Raw genomic sequence first — 19,960 nt, 5'->3', positions numbered from 1 at the left:
CTGGATTTACAAGAATCCAGATGAAGGGATGGCTATACGATATGAATTTGTCTGATATAGGCGCTGTACGTCATACATTGAACTTAAATGGAACATGGCAGTTTTGTTTGGATCTGGAGTCCGATACACTCATTGAACAAGAGATATTACCGCCTTCACAGTGTGAAAATACATCATGGGAGACCATTCAGATTCCCGGTTCATGGGAAGAGCAAGGATACGGAGATGAGCCTGCATACGAAAGGCTCGATACCTGGACCAAGGTACGCGAATATGAAGGCTCAGCCTGGTATGCTCAGGATGTTCATGTTCCATCAGATGATTCTGGCTGCCAGTATGTATTCAGGTTGGAAGGGGTCCGCTGGACAACGCATCTCTGGATCAATGGACAATATGCAGGGCAGCAGGATAGTCTGGTGAATCTACAGAAGTGGGATGTTACCTCTCTGGTGAAGCAGGGGGAAGTGAATCGGATAGAGATTCGCGTGGATAATACGATGAAACTTCCGCTGGCGGGTAGCCATATTCATTCATTGCATACGGCCACAGCCTGGGGTGGAATCACGGGTGGTGTTTATCTGGACAGTCTGCCCCCATGCCGATTACAGACGTTACGTATTCAACCAGATGCTGAGAACGGAACCATTCTGGTTGATTGTACTGTAAGCGCTCCCGCAAATGATTCCGCTAGATCGATGCAATTACATGTGGATATCCAGCATCCGGACGGCACATGGCTTGATCGATATAGTTGTCATGTGGATATGAATGTTCCAGCGCATGTGGATATAAGCTCAGCAGAGTTAATTGAAAGTAACGCTTTAATAGAACAGTGGCGATTGGTACTTGGAACAGAGAAGTCTATCGCAAGATGGTCGGATGAATCCCCTGAATTATACAAGGCGGTGATCCGTCTCTATGACGGTGAACAGGAACTGGATCGGCTGGAGCAATCATTTGGTGTACGGTCCTTTGCAACAAACGGGAAGCAGCTTGAACTGAATGGGATACCAGTATACCTGCGTGGGTACGTCGATTGCTGTATCTTCCCACTGACGGGTTATCCCGTCTGGGACAAGGAGCATTATCTTCAGCAATTTCGAATCGCCAGATCGTATGGCTTCAATCATGTCCGACTGCATGGGTGGAGCGCGCCGGAGCCTTTCTGGGATGCTGCTGATGAAGCGGGCATGCTAGTGCAGGCAGAACTTCCCCATTGGTCTCGTTTCTTTGAGCAATCAGATCAGTCTGCGCCAGCTGAAGTATTGTCCTATCTGACACAAGAACTGGACGGGTTGCTTCAGTCGCTGCATAGACATCCTTCATTCGTCATGTTCTCCATGGGGAATGAACTTATTGGTCCGAATGGCCACCCAGAACTCAATGCATTGGTCTCAAGGGCAAGGGATATGGACCCGACCCGGTTATATACGGACAATACAGGTTTTGGACAGCTTCCGGCGCAAGGGCGGGAAGGTGATTATTATATTCAGTCGTTGAACTGGCATCCCCCGTTGGAATCTGCATATTCTGCTGTGCCGGATACCACGCTGGACTATCGTGCGGTTACCCGGCTTGCGGAGCATCCTGTTATAGGACACGAACATGCACAGTACACCATGTATGTGCGGCCCCAAGAGCGAGCCAAATATACTGGCGTATTGCGTCCTAGCTGGTTACGACCGATCGAAGAATCGTTAACAAACAAAGGCATGATCGAGGACCTGGAGCATTTTCAACAGGTCAGTGGTACCCATCTGGTACGTTCCTTAAAAGAAGCCATGGAGCGAATTCGGCGTACACCGGACGCTGCGGGTGTACAACTTCTGGACATTCGTGATTTTCCAGGGCAGGGACATGCTACGACGGGCATTCTGGATGTATTTTGGGATGACAAAGGCATTACAACACCAGAAGAATTCATGCGTTTCAACGCAGATGTGGTGCTGTTGTTAAGCTGTAAGGAGCGTACATTTTACGCCGGAGAACCCATTCATGTCGATGTACGCATCTCTCACTACGGTAAGGAGCCGCTTGAGGACGCCGTTATTCAGTGGAGGTTAATAAGAGATGATGTGATACTTACTGAAGGGGAATGGAAGACCGGAGATATCCAATGTGGGTCTGTCATGTCACTGGGAAGCATCGTCGCTACCGCTCCTCATGAAGGGGCAGCAGCTTTTCGGATCGAGGCGGAGCTGATATCAGGCGATTCGGAAAGAACTGTAGCGAATGTATGGCATGGCTGGTCGTTTCCTTTTTACGAGTCTCATCCGGATTCGAATCGGTTCTGGAATACCGTGGCAGAGTTGAAGCCATTATTGGGTGAAGCGCATGATGATTGCGTAGATCGCATCGATGGATTCCAGTTGTTGAAAAATCGGGAGATTGACTTGGTTATCGTTCAGTCGTTAACACCCAATGTCGTTGATTATGTGGTCAACGGGGGAAGTGTTTGGCTACAGCCAACCGCAGAAGGGTTATATGATTCAGTGGAGACCAAGTATCTGCCTGTATTCTGGAATTACCTGATGTTTGCTACACAGCCTGGTGCAACGATGGGCATGTATTTGAGAAAACAGCTAGCACTACTAGGCTCTTTCCCGCATGATGGGGCTTCGGACTGGCATTGGTATCACTTGGTGAACGGTACACCAGCGATATGTATGGATACGTTGCCCGGGGTGGAGCCGCTGATCGAAGTGGTGGACCATTTCCATCGGGCCAAACGACTCGCTTATGCCTTTGAGGCAAAAGTAGGGAAGGGCAAAATTTTGATATCCTCACTTCCCTTTGCCAATCTGGCTGTAATGAAGCGTCCGGAAGCCGCCTACTTATTTCAGGAGATACTTGCCTATCTGAATGGAGATCAATTCCGTCCAGCAACCTCCATATCCGTAGCGCAATTACTCGGCATCGTTAAACTGCAAACCATTCAATTTACATTGTAATCAGAGGGACCCGAAAGGGTCCTTTTTGTATGCCATGTAATTGAAGTAAACGATTACTATAAAACGTTTTCGATATTTACCACTTTGAATAGTTCTTTACCTTAATATTACTTTTATATCATTTAAAAGTATAATTTATCACTGATTTTAACGAATTAATGTCTGATTATATATGTCTATATCTAATTTTTATATGATTTTCTCTAAAATCCAGATGGTATTTTGAAAACGCTCTATCGAGTATAATTATTTTATAAAACAGAGGAGGGGGAACGGAGATGGAAACGCTAACAAAAAAATCCGCTTCCGCGAACAGAAGCAGTGACCCCAAACCGCCTTTAAAGAATCGGCGGAACGGAATTTGGGACAGAATGAAACAGCAGAAATATCTCTATCTCATGTCATTGCCATTCGTAGCTTGGGTTTTCGTATTTAACTATCTGCCACTATGGGGATGGACGATGGCTTTCCAAAATTATAAACCTGCCAGATCATTTGGTGATCAAGAGTGGGTTGGTTTTAAACACTTTGTAGAGCTGTTCAGTGATGATCGTTTCTATCTGGTACTTCGTAATACGCTTGCAATGAGCTTGATGGGACTAGTTGTCGGTTTTATCGTACCAATTTTCTTCGCTATTCTCCTGAATGAAATGAGAGGCATGTTCTTCAAACGTGCCGTGCAAACGGTATCATATCTGCCTCACTTTGTATCCTGGGTTGTTGTAGCCGGGATCATTACGAAGATGCTCTCCACCGATGGAGGGATTATCAATGATCTATTGGTAGGACTGAACATTATCGATCAGCCAATCCAATTCATGGCCAAGGGAAACTTGTTCTGGTACATTGTAACCGCTTCAGATATGTGGAAGGAAACCGGTTGGAATGCCATCATCTATCTGGCGGCGATTACAGGTATCGACAATGAGCTGTATGAAGCTTCCCGTGTAGATGGAGCCAACCGCTGGAGACAGATGTGGCATATTACGCTGCCTGGCATACGGACCACGATTTCTGTACTTTTCATCATGTCGATTGGACATCTTATCAGTATCGGTTTCGAGAAGCAGTTCTTGCTTGGCAACAGTCTGGTCACAGACTACTCGGAAGTACTTGATCTATACGCGCTCAATTATGGTTTGAATATGGGACGATTCTCATATGGTACAGCCATAGGTATATTCAACTCCGTTGTCAGTATCATCCTTCTGTTTACTGCGAACGGCTTGTTCAAAAAATTCACAAAAGAAAGCATCATGTAGGGAGGGGACGACATTATGGCGAACAAAGCATTCAATGCTACTCGGGGCGATAAACTGTTCGATATATTCAACATCCTCGCGATGACCATGGTGCTGGTTGTAACACTTTATCCATTCCTTAACGTACTAGCCATCTCACTCAATAACTCGACAGATACAGTACGTGGTGGAATTTACTTGTGGCCTCGCGAATTCACATTACAGAACTACAAAACGATTTTCCAATATGATGGATTGTTACAAGGTTTGCAGATTTCCATTCTGCGTACACTTGTAGGTACCGTGCTCGGATTGATCAGTTCATCCATGATCGCCTTTACACTGAGCAGACCTGATTTTGGACTTAGAAAATTTGTTTCCACAACACTCGCGCTCACGATGTATTTCTCCGGTGGTCTGATTCCGGTGTACATTCTGATGCGTGACTTGAACCTGATCGGTACATTCTGGGTATATGTGTTGCCTGGCATGATCAGTGCATTTAACGTGTTTATCATCCGTTCATTCATTGATGGCCTGCCATACTCATTGCAGGAATCCGCGAAGCTGGACGGAGCGAATGACTTTACAATCTATTACAGAATCATCTTGCCACTGTGTAAACCAGTGCTTGCTACCATCGCATTGTTCCTGGCTGTAGGTCAATGGAATGCGTGGTTTGATACGTACCTGTATAATGGTTCAAAGGCACATTTGACCACGCTCCAATATGAGCTGATGAAAGTATTGCAAAGTACACAGCAGGGCTCAGGTGCTGGACGAAATGCCAATGATATGGCGCAGCAAATGACACAGATTTCACCGGAATCGATCAAAATGGCGATTACGATCGTTGTAACGGTTCCAATCCTCATTGTATATCCATTCCTTCAGAAGTACTTTGTTGGTGGTATGACACTGGGCGCAGTAAAAGGTTAAACAATTGGGTACAGGCTGCCACATAGAGCGGCCGTACATCTACAAATGAAGCATCAGGATACCCGAAGCGCAGCCATTTGGTCTGCGCTTCACCGTATAGGGCTGCGGTGTGGTATTCATGAAGCTATAGACAGGGACAAAAAAGTCCCGGATAAGACAGACATATGAAACAGGGAGGATTACCATTATGGCAAGTTCCAAAATGAAGATTGCACTGGCACCAGTGCTTGCAATGTCTTTACTCGCAGGTTGCGGTGGAGGAAGCGGCAGTGATACGTCGTTCAAGGATACAAGCGCAGAGACAACTCCACTTACTTTTGATTTCTTCAGCGTTGACCCCAGTCCGAACTGGAATGGCATGAAGGATGAAGTAGGTAAAGTCCTTACGGAAAAAACAGGGATAACCCTTAACGGTGAATTTGCCGTTAGTGGTGGTCAAGATAAAATATCCTTAATGGCGGCGAGCGGAGACTATCCGGATATTGTCTCCCCCAAAGGAGAACTCAGCAAACTGGTGGATGCCGGAGCAATGCTCGATCTGACAGATCTGATCGACCAATATGCTCCCAATCTGAAGAAGCTGTATGGTAATTACATGGACCGGTTGAAATACAGTAATGAAGATCAGGCTATTTATGTGCTGCCAACGTATTATGCGGTAGACCAGAAGTACTTTGATGCAGGTGGTGGATTTGGGATTCAGCACCGTGTACTGAAAGAACTCGGATACCCGGAAGTGCGTACACTTGAGGATTACGAGAATGTATTGAAGGCGTACAAAGAGAAACACCCAACGATTGATGGTCAGCCAACGATCCCGTTAACACTGGACGCGGATGATTGGAGAATCATGATTACTGTAACGAACCCTGCCTTCCAGGCAACAGGAGCTCCGGATGATGGTGAATACTACATCGATCCAGAGACGTATGAAGCAACTCTGCATTACAAACGTCCAGAGGAAAAAGAGTACTTCCGCTGGTTGAACCATATGTACAACACTGGATTGCTGGATCAGGACAGCTTTATTCAGAAAACAGACCAATACAAATCCAAAATTGCAAGTGGACGTGTTCTGAGTGTCATTGACCAGGATTGGGGTTACTCCGATGCAGAAAATGCACTGAAATCTGCGGGCAAGGATGAAGCAACGTATTCACACTTCCCGGTAACCCTGTCCGAGGATATCAAGGATCATGCCTACCAAGACCCTGGTTTTGTATCCGGTTGGGGTGTAGGGATTACAACATCGAATCCTGACCCGGTTCGTACGATCAAATTCTTCGATTACCTGGCTTCTGAAGAAGGGCAAGTGCTGATGAACTGGGGAATTGAGGGCAAACAGTATGAAGTGAAGGACGGCAAACGTGTCATTCCTGCCGACATTTTGGATCAGAAAACCAATAATGCAGCCGTATTCCAGAAAGAAACGGGTATCGGTCTGTACACCAATATGTCTGGTCACTATGGAGACGGTGTGAAGGATTCAACGGACAACTACTACACTACGAATTTCCCTGAACAGATCGTGGCAGCATATTCCGATGCAGAGAAAGAAACACTCAAAGCTTACGGTGCTACGACGTGGAAAGATCTGTTCCCGAGTGAAGATGAGTTCCCAATCAAACCATGGGGAGCAGCATACAATCTGCCAACACCAGGTGACTCCAACTACAACGTCATCTTCAAGAAAACACAGGATATCATCCGGAAGCGTATCCCGGAAGCCATTCTGAGTACTCCTGAACAGTTCGATGCGATCTATGACGGCATGATTGCAGAAGTGAACCAAGCAGGCGCAGAGGATATGGAGAAACAATACACAGAACTCGTTCAAAACCGTGTTCAATTGTGGAGCGGTGAAGAAGCTAAATAAACGATTAGCAATTCAGATCTAAAACAAAAAAGAACCCAGATATTCTGGGTTCTTTTTTTATCTAAAACGTTTTCTAAAAAACGTTTTCAATTTTATAAATTCACTATTGACAAGGGATATAGGAGCGATTATTATTCAAGTATGAAAGCACTTACATTTGCTTGTACAACAGGTGGCATACACCTGAATCTCAAAGTAAACATTTGCAGAATGAAGAGGAAATAAGGCAAGAAGAACATTTTTTATTTTCAAGAAAACGCTTCTAATGTTATAAAAACAAGAAAATTACATTTTTTTCATCTGGTTACGGTATTTGCAGGTCAGCCTGTTATACAAATATACAGCTTCATTAATATCCATAAGGGGGATTACACATGAAGGGCAAAACACCAAAAACATTCGCAATGCTTCTGTTAGCCAGTGCTCTTGCAATTACAGCAGGATGCAGCGGCAGTGGAGGAGGAACTAACGCTTCAGAGAAACCGGTTGATTCCGGAGATACAACCAGTCCAGTGACCTTTACATTCTTTGGTGCAGACGCGAGTCCGAACTGGAATAACATGAAGGATGCTGTCGGTCAAGAAATTACTAAGGCAACGGGAGTTACAATTGAAGCTGAGTATGATGTGAATAATGGTGGTGACCAAAAGATTCCTTTGATGGCTGCCAGTGGTGATTACCCTGATATTATCTATCCTAAAGGCAACTTGTCTAAGCTTGTGGATGCAGGCGCGATGCTGGACCTGACCGATCTAATTGAGGAGCATGCTCCCAACTTGAAAAAAATCTATGGTGATCAGATGAACCGTCTGAAATACAGTTTGGAAGATCAAGCCATTTACACGATCCCGACGAATATGGGTGTAGATAACGTTGAGTTTGACGCTAGGGGCGGATTCGAAATTCAACAAAGAGTATTGAAAGAGCTTGGCTACCCTGAAGTAAAAACGCTTGAGGACTACGAGAACGTATTGAGAACGTATTATGAAAAACATCCAACGATTGATGGTCAACCGACGATTCCGTTAACATTGAATGCAGATGACTGGAAAATTATGATTACGGTAACGAACCCTGCATTCCAAGCTACGGGTGGACCGGATGACGGTGAGTATTATATCAACCCTGAGACGTATGAAGCCGTTCTACACTACAAACGTCCTGAAGAAAAAGAATATTTCCGTTGGTTGAACAAAATGTACAATGAGGGTCTGCTTGATAAAGATACATTTGTTCAAAAGGATGACCAATACAAATCCAAAATTGCCAGTGGCCGTGTACTTGGTCTAATTGACCAAGAGTGGAACTATGGTGAGGCGGAGAATGCTTTGAAATCATCTAACGGTGGAGACAAAACATATGCCCACTTCTCCGTATCCCTGAACAAGGATATTGTGGATCATACGTTCCAACCGACAGGATTTGACGGTTATGGTATCGGAATCACAACTTCGGCCAAAGATCCGGTACGTATTATCAAATTCATGGATTGGCTTGCTTCCGATGAAGGTCAGGTCCTGAGAAACTGGGGCGTTGAAGGCCAACATTACCAAGTCGAGAATGGGAAACGCATCATTCCGGCTGACGTACAAGATCGCAAAACCAATGATAACTCTGCTTTTACCAAAGAATCAGGCGTAGGCATGTATAACATATTTAGCGCCAGATACGGTGATGGTGTGAAAGATGCCACGGATAACTACTATACAACGAACTTCCCTGAACAGATTCAAGCTGGTTACACTGCCGCTGAGAAGGAAACGTTGAAAGCCTATGGTATTACAACATGGAAAGATTTCTATCCTTCCGACGATGATCTGAAGCTGAAAGATTGGGGTGCAGCATACAACATGCCTGTACCATCTGACACGGATTACAACGTAACGTTCCAGAAAACACAGGATATCGTACGTAAACGTATTCCAGAGGCGATCCTTGCCAAACCTGAGAACTTCGACAGCGTATATGATAGTCTTCTGGCTGAACTCGATAAAGCGGGTGCAGTGGAGATGGAGAAACAATACACGGTTTGGATCAAAGAACGTGTAGCTCTCTGGACTGGAAAAGATGTGAAATAAGCTTGAAAACCAAGCATTAAAGTTAAGGATTTTCATAGCAAAAAAAGCCCTTGAGAAAGGGCTTTTTTTATTGTTGACGTGAGGTGATGGATAGCCTATAATCTATCATGTAAGCACTTTCAGTAAGCGGTTTATTCCATTTACGAAAACGTTTTACGTCCGTTAGAAGAAGAATCTTTCTTTTGGCAGAATCGAAACGTCAGCTTCAGTAAACACGTCGGAATGAACGATATCGAAAGCGTATTCAAAAAAAGTGGTATCCTCAGGCATAAAGCCTGTTATACAGATAAAACCTTCATAAATAATAGGGGGAACTAGACAATGAGAGGCAAAATGAAAGGCAATACACCCAAGACGTTTGCAATGTTGATGCTCGCAAGTGCAATGTTGGTTACAGCAGGTTGCGGGAATTCGGGAACCAAAGAGACTTCGGAATCCAGCGGAACCGAACCGATCACAGTTACATTCTTCGGGGCGGATGCTAGTCCAACCTGGAACAAGATGCAAGATGCTGTTGGTAAAAAGATTACGGAGCAAACTGGCGTTACTCTTGAAGCAGAGTATGATGTAAACGATGGTGGTAACCAGAAGATTGCACTAATGGCTGCCAGTGGTGACTTTCCTGATATGATTTACCCTAAAGGTAACTTATCTAAGCTTGTGGATGCAGGCGCGATGCTGGATCTCACGGATCTGATTGAGGAGCATGCTCCCAATCTGAAAAAAATCTACGGAGAACAGATGAATCGTTTGAAATACAGTTTGGAAGATCAAGCGATCTATACCATTCCAACCAATATGGGTGTTGATAATGTTACGTTTGACGCTACAGGTGGATTTGAAATTCAGCAAAGAGTATTGAAAGAGCTCGGATACCCTGAAGTGAAGACACTTGAGGATTACGAGAATGTACTCAGAGCCTATTATGAAAAACATCCAACCATTGATGGTCAACCAACCATTCCATTAACATTGAATGCAGATGATTGGAAAATCATGATCACGGTAACGAACCCGGCTTTCCAGGCAACAGGTGCACCGGATGATGGTGAATATTACATTGACCCTGAAACGTATGAAGCAAAATTGCACTACAAACGTCCAGAGGAAAGAGAATATTTCCGCTGGTTGAATAAAATGTACAATGAAGGCCTACTGGACAAAGATGCCTTTGTTCAAAAGGATGACCAATACAAGTCCAAAATTGCCAGTGGTCGTGTCCTCGGTCTGATTGACCAAGAGTGGAACTATCAAGAAGCGGAGAACGCGCTTAAATCATCTGGTAAGGATGATGCCACATACGCTCACTTCTCTGTATCACTTAACGATGAGATTGTGGATCACACGTTCCAACCAGCCGGATTTGACGGTTATGGCATCGGGATTACAACTTCGGCCAAAGATCCAGTGCGTATCATCAAATTCATGGATTGGCTTGCTTCCGATGAAGGACAAGTTCTGAGAAACTGGGGTATCGAAGGTGAACATTACAACGTAGAAGATGGTAAACGCGTGATTCCAGATGACGTACAGGACCGCAAAACGAATGACAACTCCAATTTCAGCAAGGAAACAGGAATTGGGATGTATAACGTATTTAGTGCAAGATACGGTGATGGTGTAAAAGATTCTACGGATAACTACTACACAACAAACTTCCCTGAGCAGATTGTAGCTGGTTACACGGCTGCAGAGAAAGAAACGCTGAAAGCTTATGGTATCACGACTTGGAAAGAGTTCTATCCGGCTGAAGAAGATCTGCCAGTTAAGGATTGGGGCGCAGCGTATAACATGTCCGTACCTTCTGGTACAGAGTATGAGGTAACGTTCCAGAAAACGCAGGATATCATCCGTAAACGGATTCCGGAAGCTGTTCTGACTACACCAGCCAACTTTGATGCAACCTATGATGCTTTACTGGCTGATTTGGACAAAGCGGGTGCAGTTGAAATGGAGAAACAATTTACGGTTTGGGTTAAGGAACGTGTCTCTCTGTGGACAGGAAAAGACGTAAAATAATATGGATTGTCTGTGATCCATGGTTACACAAGGAAAGGGCCCTATATGGGGCCTTTTTTTTGTGGAATGATGTGATGATTTGCATTGACGCAAATTTTGAAATCACATATAATTTTATTATTGTAAGCACTTACCGAAAACGTTTTATGACATAAGGAGTATACAGCTGATTCAGGAACAGGAGCTAATCATGTCCCAACACAATAAACAAACTAAAATCAATCGTCTATGGTATCAACAACCGGCAAAACGCTGGGAAGAAGCATTGCCCATCGGAAACGGCCGTCTTGGAGGCATGGTGTACGGTGGCGCAGCAGATGAACGAATTCAGCTCAATGAAGATACATTATGGTCAGGGTTTCCACGGGATACGATTCAATACAGCAGTCAGCGGTATTTGAAACAGACGCGAGAGTTGATCATGTCTGGGCAGTATGGTGAAGCTGAGGATTTGTTGAACCGTGAAATGCTTGGTCGTGATGTAGAGGCCTACCAGCCGATGGGTCATTTTCTATTGCACCATGAGGGTTTGAATGATCTTTCATATGATGCATTTGAACGGGAGCTTGATCTGGAATCGGGTATTGCAACCACAACCTACTCATTGGAAGGAACTCAATACGTACGTGAAGTGTATTCCAGTGCTTCGGATGATCTAATGGTATGCACATTAACTGCTGATCAGAAGGGCGCTGTGAGTGTAAGTGTTACGTTAGACAGTCTCCATCCTTATCGCGTTGAGACTTCGGGAGATGCTCTAACCATGTTCAGTCGGACCCCAAGTCATGTGGAGTCCAATTACTTCGGAGATCACCCGGAATCCGTTCTCTATGAAGAGGATCGGGGGACGGCTTATGCTGTCCGTGTAGCATTTACGGCATCTGGTGATCAGGTGAAGGTCTCCAATCCGGAAGGCAAGTTACATATTCAGGGTGCTGACCAGGTTGTGTTTTATCTGGCAGCGGCTACCTCCTTTGAGAGTTACGATGTGTTACCTGTGAAGGATCATCTTGTATTGGAAGAGGAATGCAAGGAGATGATCTCCAAAGCGACCACACATGGCGCGGAAGCGCTTCGTGACCGACATATTCAGGATCATAGCGCGTTGTTTAACAGAGTCTCTATTGATTTAGGGGTATCGGCTAACGCCGAATTACCTACAGATGAGCGGCTGCAGGCTTATCAGGCAGGGCAACAAGACTCTGGACTGGAGGCACTTTATTTTCAATATGGAAGATATCTGTTAATGGCTAGTTCGCGTCCGGGCAGCCAGCCTGCCAATCTGCAGGGAATCTGGAATCATCAGGTAGAGCCTCCATGGCACAGTGACTACACGATCAACATCAACACAGAGATGAATTACTGGCCAGCGGAAGTCTGTAATCTCAGTGAATGCCATGAGCCGCTGTTTGATATGCTGACCGATCTCAGTGATACAGGACGAAGAACGGCGCGGATTCTGTATGGAGCCCGTGGATGGACTGCCCATCATAACGTGGATATCTGGAGAACCTCTACACCGACAGGTGGAGATGCAAGCTGGGCTTTCTGGCCGATGGGTGGCGTGTGGCTGACCTCGCATCTATGGGAGCATTACCAATTTACCGGGGATCAGCGTTTTCTTGAGGAACGTGCGTATCCCATCATGAAAGAGGCGGCGCTGTTCTGTCTCGATTGGCTGGTGGAAGGGCCTGATGGTTATCTGGTTACGATTCCATCCACTTCACCAGAGAACAAGTTTCTCACAGATGCTGGGGAGGCACGCAGTATATCCATGGCTTCAACGATGGATATGACGTTAATTCGTGAACTGTTCAGCCGCTGTATTGAGGCCTCGAAGCAACTAAATATAGATGAGTCGTTGGCAAGCGAGTGGAGTGAGGCTCTGGAGAAACTCTATCCATTCCGAATTGGAAGCGAAGGACAATTACTGGAGTGGTTTAAGGATTTTGCCGAATCCGAGCCAGGGCATCGTCACGTCTCCCATCTGTATGGACTGTATCCGGGAGAGCAGATCAATCGAGTGTACACACCGGAATTGGTAGAAGCAGCACGGGTATCGCTTGAACGTCGTATCTCACAAGGTGGCGGGCATACAGGATGGAGCTGTGCATGGTTGATCAATCTGTATGCACGACTGCTGGATAGCAGCCAGGCACATCAGTTTGTGCACACGTTGCTGGCCCGATCCACACATCCGAATCTGTTTGATGACCATCCACCATTCCAGATCGATGGTAATTTTGGTGGCACGGCCGGAATCGCGGAGATGTTATTGCAGAGCCACTTGAACGAGTTACATTTACTGCCGGCACTGCCTGAACTCTGGACTCAAGGTCGAGTTGAAGGGCTTCGTGCAAGAGGTGGCTATACGGTAGCAATAACGTGGGCGGACAACAAGCTTGCGTCAGCGGTCATCAAGGCAGACCGAAGTGACTCGCTGACCATTCGCAGTGCTTATCCGCTGCGAGTAGAAGGAAATGAACAAGCCAAGGCAGAGCTTACGCCTCAGGGCGATTATGTAATTATTTTAACCATGACCGCAGGACAGACGATCCGCGTGTCATCATGAGACGGAGGAGTAAACCATGACGATTTTTAAATTTCCGCAAGATTTCCGCTGGGGTACAGCAACAGCTTCTTATCAAATAGAAGGAGCTGCACAGGAAGGTGGACGCGGGGTATCCATCTGGGATACGTTTGCGCGCACACCTGGCAAGGTATATAACGGAGACAATGGGGATGTCGCATGTGACAGTTACCACCGTTACGAGGAAGACATCGAACTGATGAAGAAACTCGGGATTAATACATACCGGTTCTCCATTGCCTGGCCGCGTATTATTCCTGACGGAGATGGTGAGATCAATCGGGAAGGTCTGGACTTCTACCACCGCTTCGTGGATGCATTGATCGAAGCTGGAATTGAACCGTTCCTCACACTTTATCACTGGGATCTTCCGCAAACGCTGGAGGATGACGGAGGCTGGGGCAACCGCAGAACTGTGGATGCTTTTGTGAAATATGCCGAAGTGATCTTCAAAGAATTCTCTGGCAAAATCAACTTTTGGCTGACATTCAATGAACCATGGTGTATCGCGTTCCTGTCAAACCTTCTCGGGATTCATGCGCCAGGAAACAAAGACCTGCAAACTTCTATTAATGTGGCCCATGGATTACTGGTTGCTCATGGTAAAGCCGTTCAATCTTTCCGTCGTTTGGGAACAACCGGTCAGATTGGTATTGCTCCGAACGTGTGCTGGGCTGAGCCGTACAGCAAATCTGCCGAGGACCAAGCTGCGTGTGACCGATCAATTGCGCTTAATACCGATTGGTTCCTTGATCCAATCTACAAAGGTTCATATCCGCAGTTTATGGTAGATTGGTTTGCAGAAGCGGGGGCTACTGTGCCAATTCAGGAAGGCGATATGGAGATTATCTCGCAACCGATCGATCTGCTCGGCATTAACTATTACACGATGGGGATCAATCGCTTCAATCCGGAGGCAGGTGCTCTGCAATCGGAAGAAGTTGATATGGGCCTCACCAAAACCGATATTGGCTGGCCTGTGGAATCACGTGGTTTGTATGAATTTATGCATTACTTGCAAAAGTACGGCAATGTGGATGTATATATCACAGAGAATGGTGCCTGCATCAATGATGACCTGGAGAACGGAAAAATTAACGATGATCGCCGGATTTCATATTATGAGCAGCATTTGGCTCAAATTCACCGCATCATTAATGACGGTATTAACCTGAAAGGGTACATGGCATGGTCACTGATGGATAATTTCGAGTGGGCAGAAGGCTACCGTATGCGTTTTGGTCTTGTTCATATGGACTATCGTTCACTCGTGAGAACACCGAAGGAGAGTTATTACTGGTATCAGAACGTCATCAAGAATAATTGGTTGGAGACACGGAACGAACATAATCCCCAATAGTTTGGATGGCAGGTTTAAAGGGTAAAGCAGCTCCTCATTATATATGGTCCACTTATTAAAGCTGAGAACGGCGGTAACATTGGAGTATTCCAATGTGCCGTCTTTTTTTTGTATTTTTACCGTTGGAAATGAGTAGTTCATAAAGGTTTCATAAGGTCAAGTGCGGTTCCTGTTATGAAGAGACGTTTTTTGGGTTATAAGAAGTAAGAAAGAAATGAATAATGTTTTGTCAACGGATAATTTTGAAATAAAGTGTCCAAATTGCGAAGAAAATTTGAACATTTGTTGACTAAAAATCATACTGATGTGGTATATTGGTATAAGGAAAGCACTTACAAAAAGGGAAAAGGAAGTGTTTACTATGGCATCGAAGACAGCAATGGTCAGCCAATTGGAGCGCAAAGACAAAAATATGCGGCGCGCCGTCTTGACGATGACAGTTCTGGCATGGGTCGCACTCATTACGGGAGTGATCATGTGTCTGATCAATCTGAACGAATTTAATGATCGTAATCTTGGCTTGATGGTTGGTATTGGATTCCTTGTAGGTAGTGTGTTTATTTACGTTATTGCCAAAGCGATTGGCCTTGTTCATACACGCCGGGAAGACGAAGGCGCTGATTGATTATAATCCTGCGTTAATTCGTTCATAATAAGACTGGATGAGTTCCCGGAATCCAGTCAATAAAGCCCTTTGCGGATTCGTTGACACTGTTCAACGGGACTGCAAAGGGTTTTATTTTGTGACTTGATGTGTAAAGATTACGAAGTACAAATATCAAGCATGCAAGCGATTTGTGAGAAAAAATTCACACATTTAAGGTGTAAAATCGACAAATTTGTTAACAAGAACAAAAAAGTTGTTCATTTCTGATATCTTTAGTAGGAAGAGAGTAGTATACTGATTTTTCAGTATGAGCGAATTTAAGGAGAGGGGATCAAAATGAACAAGAAACCTAGGTCGCTAATCCGGATTATCATTCCGGTTGTCCTGACGTTGGTTACAATTGCATTGATTGTCTGGCCAATGCTGGCAGGCGGACAGTACGTTGTTCTGGATCCGAAGGGGCCAATTGGCGCTTCGCAGAGAGATTTGATTGTCATCTCGACAATTTTGTGTGCTGTCATTATTGTGCCAGTACTCATTTTGGCTGCCGTAATCGTATGGCGTTACCGTGAGAAACCGGACAACAAAGCAGCATATGAACCTAACTGGGCTCATAGCACCAAAGCGGAGGTTGTATGGTGGACCATTCCAATTATTATTATTGGAATACTTGCAATTGTAACGATTCGTTACACGTATGTTTTGGAACCTTCGAAGCCGTTGGCTCACGAGAAAGCACCAATTACCATCCAAGTGTCTTCACTGGACTGGAAATGGCTGTTTATGTATCCAGAACAAGGAATTGCAACGGTTAATACGTTGAATATTCCGGCAGACCGGCCCGTGAAATTTGAACTCACTGCGGATTCACCGATGAACTCATTCTGGATTCCGCAACTTGGAGGACAGATTTATACGATGTCGGGTATGGCGATGACCTTGTATCTGCAGGCAGATCATGAAGGCAAGTACTGGGGTTCAGGCGCTAACTTCACAGGTGAGCATTTTGGAGAAATGCGTTTTGATGTGAATGCTACATCGGACGAAGATTTTGACAATTGGGTAGCTGAAGTGAAACAGAGTTCTCAGGCGTTGACTACAGAAGGTTACAAAGCACTGGCTGAGCCAGGCACAAGCAACGTTGCTTATTATTCTGCCTTCCCAGAAGGATTGTTCCAAAATATTGTGACCAAGTATGTAGTAGATGGTCAAAGTGCTCACAGTAAGCATGGAACTTCAAAAGAAGCTTCTGGAGCCATTCAAAATGCATCTGATACGTCCAATCAAGACGAGGACAAGAGTGCTAACTAAAGATTCGAAAGGAGGCCCCCAATGTTAGAGGGACTTAAAGAGTTTGCATCGGAGTTTTTCGTAACCGGTGATCCGCTCATTTATGGTGCGATGGTAGCTATCGGAATTACCATGATTACTATTGTAGCGGTGCTAACTTATTTCAAAAAATGGGGCTGGCTCTGGCGTAACTGGTTAACGACTGTCGATCACAAAAAGATCGGTATCATGTATATCATTGCTTCCATTATCATGTTGTTCCGTGGTGGTGTGGATGCGCTAATGATGCGCCTTCAGCTAGCTATGCCTAACAATGAATTTCTGAATCCTGAGCATTATAATCAGGTCTTTACAACTCACGGTACGATCATGATCTTGTTCATGGCGATGCCATTTATGTTTGGTCTATTTAACGTTATCGTGCCATTACAGATCGGAGCAAGGGACGTTGCGTTCCCGTTCCTGAATGCACTGAGCTTCTGGTTATTCTTCCTGGGAGCAATGCTGTTTAACCTGTCATTCGTTATCGGTGGTTCACCGGATGCAGGATGGCTGAGTTATCCGCCTCTATCGGAGCTGTCACACAGTCCGGGGGTAGGACAGAACTTCTATATATGGGGTATACAGATATCGGGTATCGGTTCCTTGGCTACCGGTATCAACTTCCTGGTTACCATCATTAAAATGCGTGCGCCAGGCATGAGATGGATGAAAATGCCGATGTTCACATGGTCGGTATTCTCCACTTGTATCATTATCTTGTTTGCTTTCCCGATCTTGACCGTGACACTTGCATTGTTATTCCTCGACAGGTTTGCCGGGGCGCATTTCTTCACACTTGATCTGGGCGGTAACCCAATGATGTATATCAACTTGATCTGGATGTGGGGTCACCCTGAGGTATACATTGTCGTCTTGCCGGCATTCGGTGTTTTCTCCGAGATTGTAAGTACCTTCTCTCGGAAAAAACTGTTTGGCTACAAATCGATGGTATTCGCGATGTTGATCATCAGCTTCCTGTCCTTCTTCACATGGGCGCATCACTTCTTCACGATGGGTTCCGGAGCAGACGTGAATGCATTCTTCGCCGTAACTACGATGTTGATTGCTATTCCAACAGGGGTTAAGATATTCAACTGGCTGTTTACCATGTATCGAGGAAGGATTCGCATGGCGACTCCGATGATGTGGACACTTGCCTTTATCCCGTGCTTTATTGTCGGGGGTATGACAGGCGTTCTGTTATCCGTTGCTCCTGCTGACTTCCAGTTCCACAACAGTTACTTCCTGATTGCCCACTTCCACCAAGTATTGATCGGTGGCGTTGTCTTCGGATACTTCGCAGGTCTGTACTACTGGTGGCCTAAAATGTTCGGTTTCCAACTCGAAGAGAAACTGGGCAAATGGGCATTCTGGACTTGGAATATTGGTTTCTATGTCTGCTTCATGCCGCAGTACGCTGTCGGTCTAATGGGTATGACACGTCGTCTGAGCACATACGGCTGGGATACTGGCTGGTGGGAACTGAACTTCGTATCCACAATCGGGGCATTCCTGATGGGTGTCGGATTCCTGTTCCAAGTTGCACAAATCGCAGACGGTATTCGCAAATACAAATCACTCAAAGCTTCCGCCGATCCATGGGATGGCCGTACGCTGGAGTGGTCAATTCCTTCACCAGCTCCTGAATACAACTTCGCCGTTACACCGCGCGGAGATGATATTGATGAGTGGTGGGAAGAGAAAGAACGTCGTGCCAAAGGCATCTATCCGCCAGAGCAACCGCTTGAGCCGATTCATATGCCGAAGAACTCTGGAATTCCGTTCATCATGTCTGTCTTCTGGTTCATCGCCGGTTTCGGCTTTGTCTTCGGATGGTTGTGGATGGCAATTCTCGGACTCGCTGGCGTAGGGATCTGTATGATCGCCCGTTCATTCTCATATGATACGGATTATTACATTCCGGTTGACGAAATTAAACGTACCGAAGCGTCGTTAAGGGGGTCGGTATAGATGGCTCAAGCAGCCGCTAAGCACGGTGAGAATCATGCACATGGTCACGACCATGGACATCATGATCCACAGGAAATGAAAATTCTCGGTTTCTGGTTCTTCCTGATTTCCGACGTTATCCTGTTCTCCGTATTGTTCGCAACCTTCATTGTGTTGCGTGACAATACGGCGGGCGGACCGATTTTGTCTGAATTGATCAAAATGCCTGGTGTTATTGCCGAAACATTTATCTTGCTCACAAGTTCATTCACGAGCGGACTAGCCGTACTGGCGATGAATCAAGGCAAAGTAAAACAATTAATCAGTTGGCTGGCAGTAACAGCCGTTCTGGGTGCAAGCTTTATCGCACTGGAAGTATATGAGTTTATTGAGTTGATTCACGAAGGGTTCAGCTTTACAACGAGTGCTGCTTCTGGCGCATTCTTCACCCTTGTGGGAACTCACGGACTTCACGTATCGCTCGGTCTGATCTGGATGATTGGACTTATGTTACAACTGAAAAAACGTGGTATTACCGATGTTACTCGCGGTAAAATTAACGTCATCAGCTTGTACTGGCACTTCTTGGACGTCGTATGGATTTTCCTCCTGTCGATCGTCTATCTCATGGGGGTGATGTAGATGTCAGAGCACAACTCACATGATTCCCACGGTCATGAGCAACATGGTTCACTGAAGTCTTATGTCATCGGCTTCATTCTGTCCGTCGTTCTGACAATCATTCCACTTGTGGTGGTTCTCAATGATATGATGGAAAGAACAGGAACACTCATTGTTGTTCTTGGCACGGCAGCACTCCAGTTTGTGGTTCAACTCTTCTTCTTCATGCATATTCGTGAAACAGAGAAACCACGCTGGAATGTGATGGCTCTTATCTTCGGTTTGCTGATTATGATGACCATCGTAATTGGTTCGATCTGGATTATGCTTAACAATGCTGTTGCACATTAATTGATATGATGAAAGAGCTTCACGACCTTGGAATTCAAGGTTGTG

The 19,960-nt window shown here is 45.4% G+C and carries 13 protein-coding genes; all 13 read left to right on the top strand.

The features are described 5' to 3' along the window. Positions 1–41: 41 nt before the first annotated feature. The 13 genes from EL84_RS10180 to cyoD all read left to right on the top strand — a co-directional run bounded on the left by EL84_RS10180 (position 42) and on the right by cyoD (position 19,915). Complete coding sequence (locus tag EL84_RS10180) at positions 42–2,951, top strand: glycoside hydrolase family 2 protein (protein WP_047841598.1); 2,910 nt, start codon at positions 42–44, stop codon at positions 2,949–2,951. A 278-nt stretch (positions 2,952–3,229) separates the two neighbouring features. After that, positions 3,230–4,213 carry an ABC transporter permease gene (locus EL84_RS10175; RefSeq protein ID WP_036606891.1) on the top strand — a complete coding sequence of 328 codons (984 nt, stop codon included), beginning with the start codon at positions 3,230–3,232 and terminating at the stop codon, positions 4,211–4,213. 15 nt (positions 4,214–4,228) lie between these two features. Next, complete coding sequence (locus EL84_RS10170) at positions 4,229–5,131, top strand: carbohydrate ABC transporter permease (RefSeq protein ID WP_036606894.1); 903 nt, start codon at positions 4,229–4,231, stop codon at positions 5,129–5,131. 187 nt (positions 5,132–5,318) lie between these two features. Then, positions 5,319–7,007, top strand: coding sequence for an ABC transporter substrate-binding protein (locus EL84_RS10165; protein ID WP_047841597.1), 1,689 nt, complete (start codon positions 5,319–5,321; stop codon positions 7,005–7,007). A 374-nt stretch (positions 7,008–7,381) separates the two neighbouring features. After that, complete coding sequence (locus EL84_RS10160) at positions 7,382–9,085, top strand: ABC transporter substrate-binding protein (RefSeq protein ID WP_036606898.1); 1,704 nt, start codon at positions 7,382–7,384, stop codon at positions 9,083–9,085. 321 nt (positions 9,086–9,406) lie between these two features. After that, on the top strand, positions 9,407–11,104 hold the full coding sequence (locus tag EL84_RS10155; RefSeq protein WP_414855712.1) for an ABC transporter substrate-binding protein: 1,698 nt from the start codon (positions 9,407–9,409) through the stop codon (positions 11,102–11,104). A 190-nt stretch (positions 11,105–11,294) separates the two neighbouring features. Next, positions 11,295–13,676: a glycosyl hydrolase family 95 catalytic domain-containing protein gene (locus EL84_RS10150; RefSeq protein ID WP_047841596.1), complete on the top strand. Its 2,382-nt coding sequence runs from the start codon at positions 11,295–11,297 to the stop codon at positions 13,674–13,676. A 16-nt stretch (positions 13,677–13,692) separates the two neighbouring features. Next, a complete protein-coding gene (locus tag EL84_RS10145; RefSeq protein WP_047841595.1) occupies positions 13,693–15,054 on the top strand; it encodes a GH1 family beta-glucosidase in 1,362 nt (453 codons plus the stop codon). A gap of 361 nt (positions 15,055–15,415) precedes the next feature. Continuing rightward, positions 15,416–15,679: a hypothetical protein gene (locus tag EL84_RS10140; protein WP_036606904.1), complete on the top strand. Its 264-nt coding sequence runs from the start codon at positions 15,416–15,418 to the stop codon at positions 15,677–15,679. Positions 15,680–15,997: 318 nt separating this feature from the next. Next, complete coding sequence (cyoA, locus tag EL84_RS10135) at positions 15,998–16,972, top strand: ubiquinol oxidase subunit II (protein ID WP_047841594.1); 975 nt, start codon at positions 15,998–16,000, stop codon at positions 16,970–16,972. Between the two features lie 21 nt (positions 16,973–16,993). Then, positions 16,994–18,964: a cbb3-type cytochrome c oxidase subunit I gene (locus EL84_RS10130; protein ID WP_036606909.1), complete on the top strand. Its 1,971-nt coding sequence runs from the start codon at positions 16,994–16,996 to the stop codon at positions 18,962–18,964. Then, positions 18,965–19,585 carry a cytochrome o ubiquinol oxidase subunit III gene (gene cyoC / locus EL84_RS10125; protein ID WP_036606911.1) on the top strand — a complete coding sequence of 207 codons (621 nt, stop codon included), beginning with the start codon at positions 18,965–18,967 and terminating at the stop codon, positions 19,583–19,585. Continuing rightward, positions 19,586–19,915, top strand: coding sequence for a cytochrome o ubiquinol oxidase subunit IV (cyoD, locus tag EL84_RS10120; protein WP_036606914.1), 330 nt, complete (start codon positions 19,586–19,588; stop codon positions 19,913–19,915). Positions 19,916–19,960: the final 45 nt, after the last annotated feature.

Source organism: Paenibacillus sp. VT-400 (assembly GCF_001029205.1).
GTDB lineage: Bacteria > Bacillota > Bacilli > Paenibacillales > Paenibacillaceae > Paenibacillus > Paenibacillus amylolyticus.
The sequence above is the reverse complement of the archived record's forward strand: the minus strand, read 5'-3'. Positions and strand labels throughout refer to the sequence as shown.